This is a genomic window from Paraburkholderia sp. RL17-337-BIB-A (assembly GCF_046025895.1).
In the GTDB taxonomy this organism is placed as follows: Bacteria; Pseudomonadota; Gammaproteobacteria; order Burkholderiales; family Burkholderiaceae; genus Paraburkholderia; species Paraburkholderia fungorum_C.
Genome location: NZ_JARESY010000002.1, coordinates 1,041,826 through 1,055,901, shown reverse-complemented (window position 1 = coordinate 1,055,901; position 14,076 = coordinate 1,041,826). Strand labels below are relative to the sequence as shown.

Here is a 14,076-nt window from a genome sequence, read left to right as displayed (position 1 = left end):
CGAGCGGATGCGCACCGTGAGTTAGCTCAAGCTGTTCGCGAGCGTCGTGCGTGACGGCCGCTGAAACGGCGCGAGCAAGGTTGTGCCGGGCCAGGCGCCGTTGCCGACCAGCTCGGCGGCGAGTTCGCGGATCGTATGCGCGACGTTCCACACGCCTTCCGGCATCGTGCGGTTTTGCGGCCATGCGATAGCCACGTCGCGCCGCACGACGGGATTGGCAAGCGGAAAGCACCGCAGCCGCCCCGCCGCGGTTTCTTCCACGACCGACGCGGCCGGCAGCACCGTGCAGCCACATTGTTCCATCACGAGCCGCTTGGTCAGCGAGATCGAACCGTCGCATTCGAGCGCGATGTTCGGCGTGAAGCTGTGCCGCGCCGCGAGTGTCTCCACGAGCAGACGCAAACCATGGTGGGTGCTCGGCAGGATCAGAGGGATGTCGCCAAGCGTCTGGACGTCGACAGGGCCGTCGCGGAGCGCGTAGCCCGCGGGCGTGACGAGGCAGATGTCCTCGGCGAGCAGCACGTCGTGTTGCATCGTGCCCGGATGTTCGGGCACGTACATCACCGCGAGGTCGATCTCGCCATCGCTGAGCCGGCTCAGAATCTGACTCGCGAGTCCCTCGACGAACCGGATGCGCGTGTTGGGGTAGCGTGCCTTGAGCCGGTGTCCGAGATAGCCGAACATGATGCGCGCGATGGTAGGCTGGGCTGCGATCGCCAGGTTGGCGGGGCCGCGCTCGTCGCCGCTGCGCATCGCCTGACTCGCTTCACTGAGCGTGCGCTCGAGCGTCAGCGCGTAGCCGAGTAGCTGTTCGCCGCGCTCGGTCAGGCCCACGCCACGGCCGCTACGCCTGAAGAGCCGCACACCCAGTTCGGCTTCGAGCAAACCGATGCGCCGGCTGATCGTCGATTGATTCGCGCCGAGTTCCATCGCGGTACGCGAAAAACTGCCTGTTTTCGCGACGTGCGCGAACATTTCGAGGTCGTCCGAGTTCATAGCCTACCGGCGGCGGTTACAGATGGCGTCACGAAGGCATCGCGCACTCGTGCCGCGCAGTCGCATCGTTGTTCATGTCCTTGTGGGCGCGGATCGCGTCGGGTCCGCAAGCGCGTCCCTCTACCTGTTTAGGGTCCGCGCATCATACGCCTGTCTTCGCTAGACTCGGCATTTCGCTGAGCATGGTTGGGTACTGTGGTTGTGGTGCGAATAGCGCAGACGAGCGAGAAGCCGCCCGTCTGCTCGTCAACTCAGCGAGCTGAAAGCACCGTCGTCGAGACGACGGGTGCAGTGGCGTCTTTGAGGCGCCGCTTCATCAGGTTGAATTGGCCTTTGCGTATGCGCCAAAACTCTTCAGCCATTGACGTAGCAGGCCCATGGATGGCGGGTCGCGATCAGCGTCGGAACGGCACGCTCAATCGTCCAGTAGCGCTTCGAGTACCGTCACGTCTAGTGGATGTGCGAGCAGCGGTGTCAGTTCGCGAATCAGCTCCTGAAAGTGTTCGGTGCCCTCATGCTCGGCGAGCGCTGCGCGGCTTGCCCAGCGCTCGAAGAAGACGAAACGCTCGGCGCGATCGAGGTCGCGGTGCGGTGTATAAAGCAGGCAGCCCGTCTCGGCGCGACTCGGCACTACACAACGCAACAGCACCTGCTGGATCGCGTCGGCGGTGCCGGGCTTTCCTTGGACGACTGCGATTACACGAATTTCGGATGACATGCGGTGTTCTCCTTGGCAAAGCGCACGAGTCTAGCGCCATACTTCGAACCGTGCTCGACGTATAAGTCTGTAAGGAAAGTGGCGCAATGGCGTTCATTTAGATGTGTCGATGTCGGTTCAAGCTTCGTACGCCTCCGGCGATTGCGCTGTCGGTCTTCCGTGATGTTCTACAGCCAGTCATCGCACAGGAATCGACCCATGACCACTAGTGCTGAACTCGAACCGCAGATATTGCGCTACTACCACGTCGGGAAGTTGTGCTGCGGCACGATCGCACGTTAGTTGCATGCACGCCGTGGCATTGTCCAGCGCGTCGGATAAGGAGCGGGAAGGTCCACGTGGGGCACACGTCTTTCGAAGTTCCTCTATGATCCGGCGATGATCGATTGGCACCTCGTGTTGACTCCCCCTAACGTTTGCGTCCTTACCGAATGAAATATTTATCGAAGATTTTCGCCATCCTCTTTCTGATGGTGCTTGCAACAAGCGCTCGTGCACAAACAGGGAATCCAGACGCCGATAACCAGCTACACAGCGACCTGTCTCTGCAATATCTCGTTCACTTGCCGAGCCGATCGACAAGTCCCCCGCCGGTCATCATTTTGCTTCACGGCATGGGAAGCAACGAGCAAGACTTATACTCGCTACTTCCCGAACTCCCGCAGAAATACGCAATTGTTTCGGCACGCGCGCCTTACACCCTCGCTGAAGGCAGCTATCAGTGGTTTCAGGGCACCCTGGTCAATAACCGCCTTGACGGAGACCCACAACAGATGGCGGCTTCACGCGCCCGTATCAGTGGGTTCATTGACCAGGTCGTAACGAAATACAGGTTAGACCCGCATCAGGTATACCTGGTCGGATTCAGTCAAGGCGCAATACTGAGCTATCAGGTAGCGCTAACGGAACCGGCCAGAATAAGAGGTATCGGGGTCATGAGCGGTGCGATTTTCGGGTCATTTGTCCCGCTGATCAAACCGTCGCCGGAGCTGTCCCACCTTCGTATTTTCATTTCTCACGGACAGGCAGATCACCGTATCCCGATCGGCTATGCTCAAGAGGCAGACCAGCGGTTGAAGGACTTGGGACTTAAGCCCCAGTTCCATATCTATCCGGGTATGCGACACGAAATCAACAGTGACGCGTTGGCGGATCTGGTCAGATGGTTGCGGGGTTCTTGACGCCAGATTTCGCCCCCAGCGGTCTCTTCCACCTCATAAAGCCCATCGCCGCGAAGAGAGGCTCCCATATCGATCCGGCGAAAATGCAGTTCCTCCTCGCTGACCGTCGCCGGGAAGCGGGAATGTTGCGACGAGCAGGTCAAGCCGCACTTCCGCCAACGGAACGCTTGCCCTGCAGACCTCACAGCCGTTTGCAATATCCATAACTTTAGGCAAATGAAGTCTGTCGTCCTGAATTCCGCGCCGCGCCCATTCCGTCAGCGCGCGTTCACGGACGGCCCCGGTCTTTCGTGCCCTGCTTGTCGACGGCGCGGTACAGGTACTTCAATTGGCCTTTGACCTTGACGTAGGTTTCGTCCATCCTCCAGCTCTTGCCAACCGGTAGCTTGTGCCGTCGAAACGCCTTTTCGAACAACGGCACGAGCTTGATGACCCAGCGGTGCACGCCGGAATGATCCACCTCAATGCCCCGTTCGGCCATCATTTCTTCGAGGTTGCGCAGGCTCAGCGCAGCGCACGCACAGAACGATGACATCAAGCGGATAATGAAGCCGCTTGAGCACCTTGCCAATACTCATGGACATTCTCGACTCGCTTCGGCAGGCGCCCAGCGCCGAGCTGTATCGCCTTTATCTCGCCATCGGCAAAATGCTGGACGACCCGCGACGTATTCTTGAAGCGCGTCAACGCTTGCACCTGGGAATGGAGGTCAGCTTTATCGGGGGCGATCCGCTCGCAGCACCTTCGCACGGAATCGTGGTGGAGCTGCGGCAAACCCAGGCGGTGATCCAGGACAACCAGAACGTCAGCGTTGGTCGGTACTATACGCGGCGGTTATCCCTGACACTGCGAGCGGCCCAACTCACGCGCCTGCGTCGCCGCCACCGCGAGCACAACGGGAGGAATTCCTCATTTGCGACAGCGTTGGCTTCACCGACAAGCATCTGAGCGAGCGAGTCGGCATCACCGTCAGGCTCAACGCAAAAACCGCGTCTATCGCTGTGAATGATTCGGAAGGGCATTGACGGGTCTCGTACGCTTTGCTGCGAAAGATTCGACATCTAAGCGTGCTGCACCGTCAACACGGGTTCCGCTGACGGATACATAACTTTTCCCCAGCAATCTGACCTGCACTTAACTCTTCCGTAAATCGCCCACAGCGGCGGCTTGACGCGATGCGCGCGGCATGAAGACCAGAATCAATACCGTGCACAAGACCTCCAGGCCGGCCACGGCGTACAGCCCGGTGGACGTCTTGCCCGTGATGTCTTTCAACCAGCCGACCAGGGCCGGGCCCACGAACCCCGAGAGATTGCCCAAGGAATTGATGAGCGCGATTCCGCCGGCGGCCGCGCTGCCGCTCAGCAGCATCGTGGGCATCTGCCAGAATGGCGCAAAAGCACTGAGCACCCCGGCAACGGCGAGCACAAGTGCGAGAAAAGCAAGTGTCGGCGAGTTTGCGAACCAGCCTATCAGTACCAGGCCAGTGGCCGCCGCCAGGGTCGAAAGTGCGCAATGGTAGCGGCGTTCGAGTTTCTTGTCCGAGTGACGCCCGACCAGGATGGTCGCGCAAACGCCGATAACGTAGGGCAGCGAAGACAACAGGCCGATAACGACATCGCTCTTAACCCCCAACCCCTTGATAATCGTCGGCGTCCAGAATCCGAGCGTCGGGTTGGCGCTGACGAGGCAGAAATAGATGAGGGTCAGCAGCCACACCTGCGGCGACCGAAGCGCATCGAAAAACGAATGCCGGGTGATCCCCATTGCTTTCTGATCTTGTTCGAGATCAGCCAGGACCAGGTGCTTTTCTCCGTCCGTCAACCAACGTGCCTGAGCTGGTTTGTCGGTCAAGGCGACAATCGTAACGATACCCAGAATGAGCGGCGGGATCCCTTCAAGAAGGAATAGCCATTGCCAGTTCGCGAAACCCAGGTGCCCTCCCATCGAGCCCATGATCCAGCCCGCAATCGGCCCACCCAATATGCCGCCGAGCGGAACGCCAGTCATGAACAGGCCCACCATCTGCGCGCGGCGGCGCGCTGGGAACCAGTAGGTCAGGTATAGGATGACGCCCGGGTATAGACCCGCCTCGAACGCGCCTAAAAGAAAGCGCAAAACATAGAACGAAGTGGCGGAATGCACGAAGCCGGTGGCGATGGTTGTGAGGCCCCACAGGATCGTGATGCGAGCAATCGTCTTGCGCGCCCCGATCTTTTCGAGGAACAGGTTGCTGGGGACCTCGAACAGAAGATAGCCGACATAGAAAATGCCGGCGCCCAACCCGAACACAGCCTCGCTAAGCCCGAGATCCTGCAGCATCTGCAACTTGGCGAAGCCGACATTGACCCGATCCAGCCAAGCAGTCAACCAAAGCAAAACCAGGAACGGCACAATGCGCTTCGCAATTTTGCTATAGACCGCATCCGCCGCCGGCTTGGGCGCGTGCGTATCGGGTCCGGTGGTCTGGGCTAACGTATTCATTCTATTTCTCGCATAGATGGAATTGAGGCCGCGGCATCGCGGTGCAAGCTACAACGGGTAAAACACAACTCGCTTCGACGGCAACGGTGTTAGCCATAAGCGCAAGCGGCGTTGAACCTGGTAAGTACGCCGCCGCGCCACTTTTTAGTTGGGAGCGAGATTCGCTTTGACGATTGCCGTCGTACCGATGATGTCGGGGTATTTCTCTCCCGCATCTAGGCACGCCAAGGACTTCTTCTCGTCGCCCAGGATCTGGATGGTGCGGTTTGCGGCCGCCTTGGTTTGCTCGGGCACGAGTACCAGAACGCCGTTTTCATCGGAAAAAATCGCATCGCCTGGCCGCTCGGACACGCTTGCGCAAGAAACCGGCGCGCAGAAATAGGGAATGTCACCCGGCCTGGCCTGGCCGACCGCGTAAAGGATCATCGCGCCGTCGTCGTCCGCACCGTGACGGCGGTGTCCGCAATCCGGATATCCTGGAAAAGGCCGCGCACGCCCGGGTCCATGAAGACCGTATGCATGAAGTGGCCGATGGTGGCGAGCTCTCCTTTGCGCAGCAGAGCAACAGGGTCGTAATCGACCTGTGGCGGCAACGATTTCAGAACGTACACGACATGTTCCTTGGGCGTGGTTTAAAAATTGAAATCGACGCGGCTGATCCTACCTGCAGGATATTTGACGCGTCAAGAATCCAAAAAGCGATTAGTTCGACGTCGGAATAATTGATGACTTGTTCGTCTTGTCGATTAGGCCGGAGAAAAATTCTCAGCTGGAAAAGTGCCGGTCCAACGATGCGCCGTGTGGGTCCGTGCGAAACCGCAAACCCGATTTCTTGGACGCATACTCCAGAAAATTCAACCAGCCTTTGATGCCGGCAGCATGGCCGATAAACCAGTGACGCACGCCGATCGAAAAGATAGCCGGCGCTACGTGCCCTCGGCACAAAATGCCGGCGCATCGATCATGTATTGCGAGAAGTGCCGCGTACGCGATGCGCTCGCGGCACAAAACGGTCAAGCATCCCGCGTGAGCGATGCTCGGTTCTTGGCGTTCGCTTAGTTCCATCTAGCACATGGTACGAATCCAGAAATAAGGGCATTTTTGTTGCGACGAACAAACTCTTGTCCAGACGCGCATTCGATGACGGCGGCGCGTTCTATAGCGGTTTCGATCTCTGCGCCGCTCGCCTCCGCGCCCTAACTTGTAAGCAGCGTGTTGCGGAATGCACGACGAACGCGCGAGGCGTTACCGCTTGCAACAACGGACAGACGGCCGGTGGCTATAGTTAAAGAGTTCTGTGAAAACTCACCTTAACCCCGTCGCCCGCCGGGGCGGCAGGGGGAGGCATCAGTGACGCGCACTACGTGTTCAAGACGCTCGCCTATACGATGATCAACCTGCGCCACTAGTCCTGACAATCACCTCTGGTATGAACATCGTGGCAATGGCGCAGCGCGCCATGAAGCGTCACGCCTATTTCATCTTCAATCTTGATACCATAACTATCGATCTCTTCCCAACCCAAACCGCCCCTGCGCGCTCACGCCACATCACTTCTCCCCATCCCGATTGCGCTAGAGTGAAACCCGCAACTAGTTGAATTACATCGGCAATAAGTCATCGGGTCCGAGGTAAAGTAAAAGGCTTCATTCCTACCGTGCCGATCTGAATCAGTGTTCCAATGGCAAATGCCATGATGAAACTGTGGGTGATACCCCATTCAGGCAGAAGAATTGCCAGAGTAAAGATGAAGAACAGCATGGTATAAAAACCCGTCACCATGCCCTTCAATAAGCGAATGACAAATTCCGGCCCCTCCACTCGATGTGATGAACTGGCAAGCACGCATCCCAGTACGGGAAACCCGGACAATATTCCGCTTAATCGCGGCCCCAGAGCCGGGGCTGCAAACGTCACGACCATCACAAGAACAGCACCTGCAATCATCCGAGCCGGCAAGTCACCAGCGGAGCGCGATGGGGTTGCGCTCAGTTCCATATTGGTCGGAAACGAGCGCCAAATGAGCCACAGACTTGGAATGGTCAGAAACAATGTTGGATAGGCCGAAGGAGTCAAGCCAATCAATAGGCCACCGGCGATGGCATAGGAAAACAATCCGCCAGTCAGACTGATCCACCACGGAAAGCGGGTGGCCGCCCATGCATAGCCGAGGCAAAAGGACGCGTTCGCCAAAGGCGCATACATGGCCCCTGCTGTCGCACTGACTGCGAATCCCGGCCCGTATTGAATAGCGACCAGCAGCAAGACGGGTGCCGCGACAACCGGGCAACCAGCGAGCATTCCCGCAAGTGCAGGACCTCGCCAGCGCCCGGCAAACGTCACCATCGCGATGAGAACCGGTACAAGAAAAAGCTTGAGAGCCAGCATAAACCCTTAACATCATCCGCATGAAACGTTCATGCCCTCGTGCAACTTCGGATTTGGCGCGACGTGGAAATGGCCGCGCGAATAAATCGCTTCGCCCTATTCTTCCAGAGGAAATCTAGCCGCGCCACCCACACAAAAGCTTCCAAAAACCGAATATTCATGGCGCGACCTTCCGGTGACTAGAACCGGGCTCGGGTAGCCGAAGTATCACTTCGGGCACTGGATTCAGACATGCCCGATAATCGGGTGCGGTTGGTATGCTTCCTCCAAACGGCGGATGTCGTCTTCAGTCAATGTCACTTTCACCGCTTCGACTGCCTGGTCAAGCTGATATGCCTTGCTGGCCCCCACAATCGGTGCTGTGACGCCTTTGTGCAGCAGCCAAGCGTACGCCAGCGTCGCGCAGCTGAGCCCTTTTTCCTCTGCCAACTTGCTCAGGTTTGCGAGGACATTGAAATCACTGTCCGCGGAGTAGTATTGCTTGGCCGCGTTGTCCCCTTGGGCACGCGCTGTCTGGACGCCGCCGGCGCCTGACCGGTTGCCGGCCAGAAAGCCGCGCGCAAGCGGGCTCCAAGGCAGCACGGCAATGCCAGAGTCCTTGCAGTAAGGGATCATTTCCCGCTCTTCCTCTCGGTAAGCAAGGTTGTAGTGATTCTGCATGCTCACAAAAGGAGTCCAGCCATTCTCTTTTGCCACTTGCTGCGCCTTTGCGAATTGCCACGTCCACATACTGCTCGCACCGAGGTAACGGACCTTGCCGGCTTTCACGACATCGTGTAGCGCCTCCATGGTTTCCTCGAGCGCCGTCTCCTTGTCGAAGCGGTGCATCTGGTACAGATCGATATAGTCGGTACCCAACCGCTTGAGCGAAGCGTCGACCGCATGGAAAATTCTTTTCCGGCTCAAGCCGTCCATGTTCGGCCGGCGTTTAAATTCGGCGGCGGCCTCAGGCATCCCTTCATATGCCAGATCTACCGGATTGAACACTTTGGTGGCGACCACGGCTTCTTCGCGCCGTGCGCCGGGAAACATCTCGTTCAGGAATTTGCCAGTCACGACTTCGGACGCACCGCCGGAATAGGTGTCTGCGGTGTCAAAAAAATTGATGCCTAGATCGACCGCATGTTGAACCACAGGTCGTGAACCCGCCTCGTCCAAAATCCAGGGTCGCCATGCCGGCGTGCCAAACGTCAACATTCCGAGACAGATACGCGATACTTTAAGACCGGTGGGGCCAAGGCGAATATATTCCATAATTCCAAAATTGAGCGCGCCGGGGCCGCCGCGTTGCTGCGGTCCGAACTAGATATAGTATTCGTTACGACTTACTGCGGCCGACTCACACTTGCGGCATGCGCGTGTGCCAGTCAGTGGCTGTTTGATACGCCATGCCGATTTGCAGCGCCGTGTCTTCGTCATCGCCGCGGCATATCACCTGGATGGAGCAAGGCAACCCTTTGGCGTCAAAGCCGCTTGGCAGAGCTAGACCGCAGAGTTCTAGCAGATTAACCACGCGCGTATAGCGAACGGGAGGCGTGTCGTGATTCACTTCGGACACCGGAATGGCGGTCGACAAGGTCGTCGGCGTGAGAATGGCGTCGATTCCGTCCATCGAAGCCAGGAATACGCGCTTCCAATGATCGCGCAGACGCAAGGCTTTTATATATTCAGTCGCCGGAATTGTCTTCCCCTTCAGCAGGCGAGGACGAACCGAACTGTCGACACGCAAGGCCATGTCTTGTGCCTGGGTTCCGTATTCGGCCGCCGCTTCGGCGAGCATGATGGCACTGGCCATGGACGCGAAGTCATCAAAGTCGCAAGGCATCTTCATGGTCACGATTTCGGCGCCAAGACTCGCCAGCACCTCCAACGATGCTTCGTAAGCGGCGCGCACATCCCGCTCAACGTTTCCGAAATCATTTTCCGCCAGCCGCGCAATGCGATATCCGCGGAGGCCAGTCAATCGTTGTTTGCCGCGCTGGTGTGCCGTCACCGCCACACACCCATTTGGGCTTGTCAATCCATCGTAAAGCAAAGCCGCGTCCGCCGCCGACACAGACAGGATACCCACGCTATCGAGCGTACGGCTCAAGGGTAATAGGCCCTTAGCACTAATTTTGCCAACAGTTGGCTTAAGGCCGGTAATGCCGCAAAAGCCGGCAGGCACACGTATCGACCCACCGGTATCGGTCCCGAGCGCGAATGGCGCCATTCGCGCGGCGACGGCTACGGCCGACCCGCTGCTCGACCCGCCGGGGACTCGATGCGTCTTCATGTCCCACGGGTTCCACGGCGTACCCATATGTTCGTTAGTGCCCCATGCTCCAAGCGCGACTTGAACCATGTGTGTTTTGCCGATGAGCACCGCACCCGCGCGGACAAGGCGCCGTGCAACGTCGGCCGTTGAAGACGCAATATGGTCGGCAAACAGGGGCGAACCGCCGGTTGTGACCTTGCCCTCGATGTCGATCAGATCCTTTATAGCGATCGGAATCCCGTGCAGAGGACCAAGGGAGTAACCCGCGCTGATCATCTTGGCGGCCGCCTTCGCCGCAGCCCGGGCGTCAGCCTCGAAAACCTCGGTGTAGGCGTGAAGTTTGGAATCCAGTTTGATGATTCTTTCGAGGTAAGCGTCAAGCACCTCCACGGGTGACACGCTGCCCGAATGAATTGACTGAGATAGTGATGCGAGATCTGATGTGTAGAGCATGCGCGTTGTTGTGAATAAGTGCGGTCAGCGGAGGACTACTACAGCAGGGGCTCGGCTAGCCGCCGTTTTTGACGTTCTTCATGACGATCGGCGTTGTGCCCACGATGTCCGGATACTTTTCGCCAGCGTCGAGCCGGGCCAACGTCAATTTTTCGGCTTTTTGCATCTCAATTGCGCGAGTGGCGGCCGCCTCGATATCCCGCGGATTAAGTACGAGCACACCGTTCTCGTCAGCGACGATGGCGTCCCCTGGATTCACGGCGACTGCACCACAACTGACCGGAATGCAAAACTCGCCGCCGATGCCCAGAATTTTCGTGGTGATGGCGCTAGAGCCGCGCGACCATACCGGTACGCCATATTGGCGAATCTCGCCGAGATCGGTGACCAGACCGTCGACGATGATGCCGGCAATACGGGCTTTTTTTGCGGCATAGGCGACCGCGCCACCCATGCATGCAATGGTCGATTCCCCACAACGGTCTATCACCAGCACGTCACCGGGGCGAGCCTGCCCCAACGCGTAATGCACAATTGCTCCATCCATCCCCGGCGCTCGGACAGTCACTGCTGTGCCCGCGATTCGCACGTCCTGGAAATGTGCCTTGATCACCGGGCTCATGAAACCTGTGTGCAAAAAGTGTCCGATGGTGGCAGGCTCCGCGCGAGCTAGAAGGTCGAGCGAGTCTTTGTCTACGGGGGGAGGAAGGGGATTTAGTAGATACATGATGTTTGTTTCTGAAGAGGAAGCAGGCACCCGACGGGCGTTGGAAAAGTTCAGGGAACGGTACCACCACGCAGATGACATACAATAATCAAGAATTTTTCAATCGTTGATAAAAGTTATTGACCATGAGGGCTAGCCTTCTACAAATCGAAGCGTTTTACTGGGCAGCCCGATTGGGAAGCTTTCACGCCGCCGCCCGCCATCTGCATTTCACACAACCGGCAATTTCCGCTCGCATTAAAGAGCTTGAGTCTGCACTTAACCTGAAGCTGTTCGAAAGGCGCGAGCGCAAGGTGGAATTGACGGCAGACGGCCGAAACGCGCTGGTCCTCGCCGAGAAGGTTCTAAACGCGGAGCAGGAATTCCAAAGCGTGGGTGCCAGCCGAGCACCGCTGCGGGGCCTACTTCGTTTGGGTGCAAATGAGTCATCCGCTCTCGGTTGCTTGCCCGACATACTGGCTCAGTTGAAGGCGACGTATCCCGACCTTAAGGTGGAGCTGACAATTGAGGTCGGCGCGGTACTGAGCAGCAAGCTGAACGCGCGTCAACTTGATATCGCGTTTGTGACAAGTCCTTCCTCGGCACCTCATGTGATCGACGAACTGGTGGGGTGGCAAGATTTCCGGTGGGTGGCATCACCGCACATGGTTCTACCGGGCCGCGATTTTTCTCCCGCCGACGCCGCAGGCTTGCAAATCGTTACCCATTCAGAACCCTCAACGCTACACTCCGTCGCCAAGAAGTGGCTGCGTACCGGCGGCTTCGACCTGGAGAACTTTAGTTCCTGTAACTCGCTGTCGCTGATGTTGCGCCTGGTCTATGCCGGACACGCCATTGCGACGCTGCCGCTGTCGATCATGCAAGATCTTATTGGCGCTGGCGCGATCCGCCTCCTTCCCGCCGACCCGCCACTCCCGCGAGAACCATTTTTCGTTTCATACCTGAGTGACGGACGTGGACCCGGTATCGATACTATCGTCCAGATGGCCCGTACAATCATGCTGCAGACAGGGTTCGTCGCGCCGACACCCGCCTGAACGGCCTCTGTCGCCATAAGCGATTTGCTAGTGTGGCGTTCCATTCTGGTTGGAACTTAAGCGGTTTTGTCGTGATAATGATGAAATGACGCAAGGCCCGATATGTTCAGGATTGCTTACATCACCAACGAATAGAATTGTTTGGCAGCGGTTCGCTGCAATGACATTGTCCTTCATCTGCCCCTTCCTGATCATATTCATCACTTCGATGCCCGACAGGAGGATGCGGGCGCAACGAGAATTGTTGAACCCCAGCATCGGCCGGGTACGTCGCTTGATTGCCCGATGGTCCTGTTCGATGATAGCCCCACGCAAGGCGCCAGAATGAACGACTCCGATGAGTTTGTCGACGCTCCGGAAGTGGCGCCGAGCGAACGGACATCCACCGCCAATCCCTGCCGAGCGTGAGACGAGGTAAACATGGCCAGCCGCGGCACGAGAAACGCCGTGCTCCTTCGATATGACATTTTACGAGTCCCGCACGTTTTAACCACGGTACATAAAAAAGCAGTCTCAGTGGCAACCTTAAGCCATCCTTTTACAGCCGCGACCCGCCAAAGCGCAAACAGCAGCAAAGCCACTGAAGCAGTGGTCGACAAAACCACATCAATCGGGCGCATAAGTTTGGTGAGGCGACTGTTCGATACGGCAGCCTCGCTTCCGCGATAGCGATGTGCTTCGCCATGTGTTCGAGACAGTACTGAGTCGGTGCATGTCCGAAGGGCTCGTAAAGGGTGAGGGATTCGCGATTGACGCAAGCATCATCAGAGCAGACGCGAGCCCTGCACGCGGTGTTCCGGGTTCTGAGCCCATCGACTGGGGTTGCGTCAGGGGCCAAAGCCGTGCCGTGCGGGAATATCTAAAAGCATTGGAGGAAGCGAATCCGGCGGGCTCCGACGCGGCGGAGAAGGCAGAGACATCGACGCCGCCAAAGAAGATATCCCTGACTGATCCTGCCGCGAGCTGGACAGCCGCCAAGGGTGGCCCGGCATTCTTTGCCTATTCGACCAATTATCTGATTGACCTAAAAGCCGGGATCATTGTGGACGTCGAGGCGACGCCCGCGAACCGCTCGCACGAAGTGGAATCAACCAGGACGATGATTGAGCGCGTTGAGCGGCGGCACGATCTCAAACCTCGACATCTCGCCGGCGACACCGCGTATGGCTCAGCAGCGATGCTTGCCTGGATGATCGAAGAGAAGGAAATTGCACCACATGTTCCGGTCTGGTACAAAACGACGCGCAAGGACAATACATTGTCCAGCAGCGAGTCCCAATGGGATGAACTGGCCAATGAATATCGCTGTCCCACCGGACACACACTACGCAGTGACCGGCGCAAATTCAGCAATCCGCGTTCGCGCGTCACGAAGGCTGACACGATCATCTATCGGGCAAGTCAGCTCGACTGCGAGAGCTGTTCGATGAAGGATCACTGCTGTTCGAATGCACCGTTCCGCAAGATCGCTCGCAGCATCCATGAGGCTGCGCGTGACGAAACGAGGCGTATGGCAAAGACGCCTGAACACAAGCGATCTTGCCGTGAGCGAAAGAAGGTGGAAATGCTCTTTGCCCATCTCAAACGCATCCTGAAGCTGGACCGTCTGCGCCTGCGAGGTCCAAGCGGCGCCCACGACGAATTCCTGATCGCGGCAACTGCGCAAAACCTGCGAAGAATGGCCAAGCGGCTCATGCCAGGAAGCAAACAGATGAACCAGGCAGTGGCATGACGGGATATGAGGATCGTTGCCTCGGCCCAAGTTCACCGCTTCGCCGATCGCCACAACTCGAAAACGTTCTGCCAGCTCCTGCGTCTCCGACCAAAACACGACT

The 14,076-nt window shown here is 57.9% G+C and carries 12 protein-coding genes and 3 pseudogenes; 4 read left to right on the top strand and 11 right to left on the bottom strand.

Translation table 11 applies throughout. From position 1 onward, the window contains the following. Positions 1-21: 21 nt before the first annotated feature. A complete protein-coding gene (locus P0D84_RS25690) occupies positions 22-996 on the bottom strand; it encodes a LysR family transcriptional regulator (RefSeq protein WP_408341474.1) in 975 nt (324 codons plus the stop codon). Between the two features lie 415 nt (positions 997-1,411). Further along, complete coding sequence (locus P0D84_RS25685) at positions 1,412-1,714, bottom strand: putative quinol monooxygenase (RefSeq protein WP_408341473.1); 303 nt, start codon at positions 1,712-1,714, stop codon at positions 1,412-1,414. Between the two features lie 431 nt (positions 1,715-2,145). Here P0D84_RS25685 and P0D84_RS25680 point away from each other — a divergent pair, with 431 nt between their 5' ends. Continuing rightward, positions 2,146-2,895 (top strand): alpha/beta hydrolase, encoded by a 750-nt coding sequence (locus P0D84_RS25680; RefSeq protein WP_408341472.1) that lies wholly within the window; start codon positions 2,146-2,148, stop codon positions 2,893-2,895. A gap of 292 nt (positions 2,896-3,187) precedes the next feature. Here P0D84_RS25680 and P0D84_RS25675 read toward each other — a convergent pair. Then, positions 3,188-3,473 (bottom strand): annotated as a pseudogene (locus P0D84_RS25675) (IS6 family transposase); the annotation flags it as partial. Between P0D84_RS25675 and P0D84_RS25670 the strand changes: the two are divergent. Then, positions 3,472-3,843, top strand: coding sequence for a hypothetical protein (locus P0D84_RS25670; protein ID WP_408341471.1), 372 nt, complete (start codon positions 3,472-3,474; stop codon positions 3,841-3,843). The pseudogene P0D84_RS25675 and the gene P0D84_RS25670 sit on opposite strands and share 2 nt — an antisense overlap. Positions 3,844-4,029: 186 nt before the next feature. Here the strand turns inward: P0D84_RS25670 and P0D84_RS25665 are convergent, their stop codons facing one another. The 7 genes from P0D84_RS25665 to P0D84_RS25635 form a co-directional block, all read right to left on the bottom strand. After that, positions 4,030-5,379: an MFS transporter gene (locus tag P0D84_RS25665; protein ID WP_408341470.1), complete on the bottom strand. Its 1,350-nt coding sequence runs from the start codon at positions 5,377-5,379 to the stop codon at positions 4,030-4,032. 144 nt (positions 5,380-5,523) lie between these two features. Beyond that, complete coding sequence (locus P0D84_RS25660) at positions 5,524-5,805, bottom strand: RraA family protein (protein WP_408341469.1); 282 nt, start codon at positions 5,803-5,805, stop codon at positions 5,524-5,526. Continuing rightward, positions 5,802-5,990 (bottom strand): hypothetical protein, encoded by a 189-nt coding sequence (locus P0D84_RS25655; protein ID WP_408341468.1) that lies wholly within the window; start codon positions 5,988-5,990, stop codon positions 5,802-5,804. Before P0D84_RS25655 ends, P0D84_RS25660 begins: the two co-directional genes overlap by 4 nt. A gap of 1,006 nt (positions 5,991-6,996) precedes the next feature. After that, a complete protein-coding gene (locus P0D84_RS25650; RefSeq protein ID WP_408341467.1) occupies positions 6,997-7,767 on the bottom strand; it encodes a hypothetical protein in 771 nt (256 codons plus the stop codon). Between the two features lie 225 nt (positions 7,768-7,992). After that, entirely contained in the window at positions 7,993-9,021 is a 1,029-nt protein-coding gene (locus tag P0D84_RS25645; protein ID WP_408341466.1) for an aldo/keto reductase, read from the bottom strand. An 85-nt stretch (positions 9,022-9,106) separates the two neighbouring features. Then, entirely contained in the window at positions 9,107-10,477 is a 1,371-nt protein-coding gene (locus P0D84_RS25640; protein WP_408341465.1) for an amidase, read from the bottom strand. Between the two features lie 55 nt (positions 10,478-10,532). Beyond that, positions 10,533-11,099, bottom strand: a complete 567-nt coding sequence (locus tag P0D84_RS25635; RefSeq protein ID WP_408341464.1) for an RraA family protein — start codon at positions 11,097-11,099, stop codon at positions 10,533-10,535. Between the two features lie 230 nt (positions 11,100-11,329). On the opposite strand from P0D84_RS25635, the gene P0D84_RS25630 reads away from it, so the two are divergent. Continuing rightward, a complete protein-coding gene (locus tag P0D84_RS25630) occupies positions 11,330-12,241 on the top strand; it encodes a LysR family transcriptional regulator (protein ID WP_408341463.1) in 912 nt (303 codons plus the stop codon). A 116-nt stretch (positions 12,242-12,357) separates the two neighbouring features. Here the strand turns inward: P0D84_RS25630 and P0D84_RS25625 are convergent. Further along, positions 12,358-12,544 (bottom strand): annotated as a pseudogene (locus P0D84_RS25625) (DDE-type integrase/transposase/recombinase); the annotation flags it as partial. A 343-nt stretch (positions 12,545-12,887) separates the two neighbouring features. Between P0D84_RS25625 and P0D84_RS25620 the strand changes: the two are divergent. After that, positions 12,888-13,973: pseudogene (locus P0D84_RS25620) on the top strand (transposase); the annotation flags it as partial. Positions 13,974-14,076: the final 103 nt, after the last annotated feature.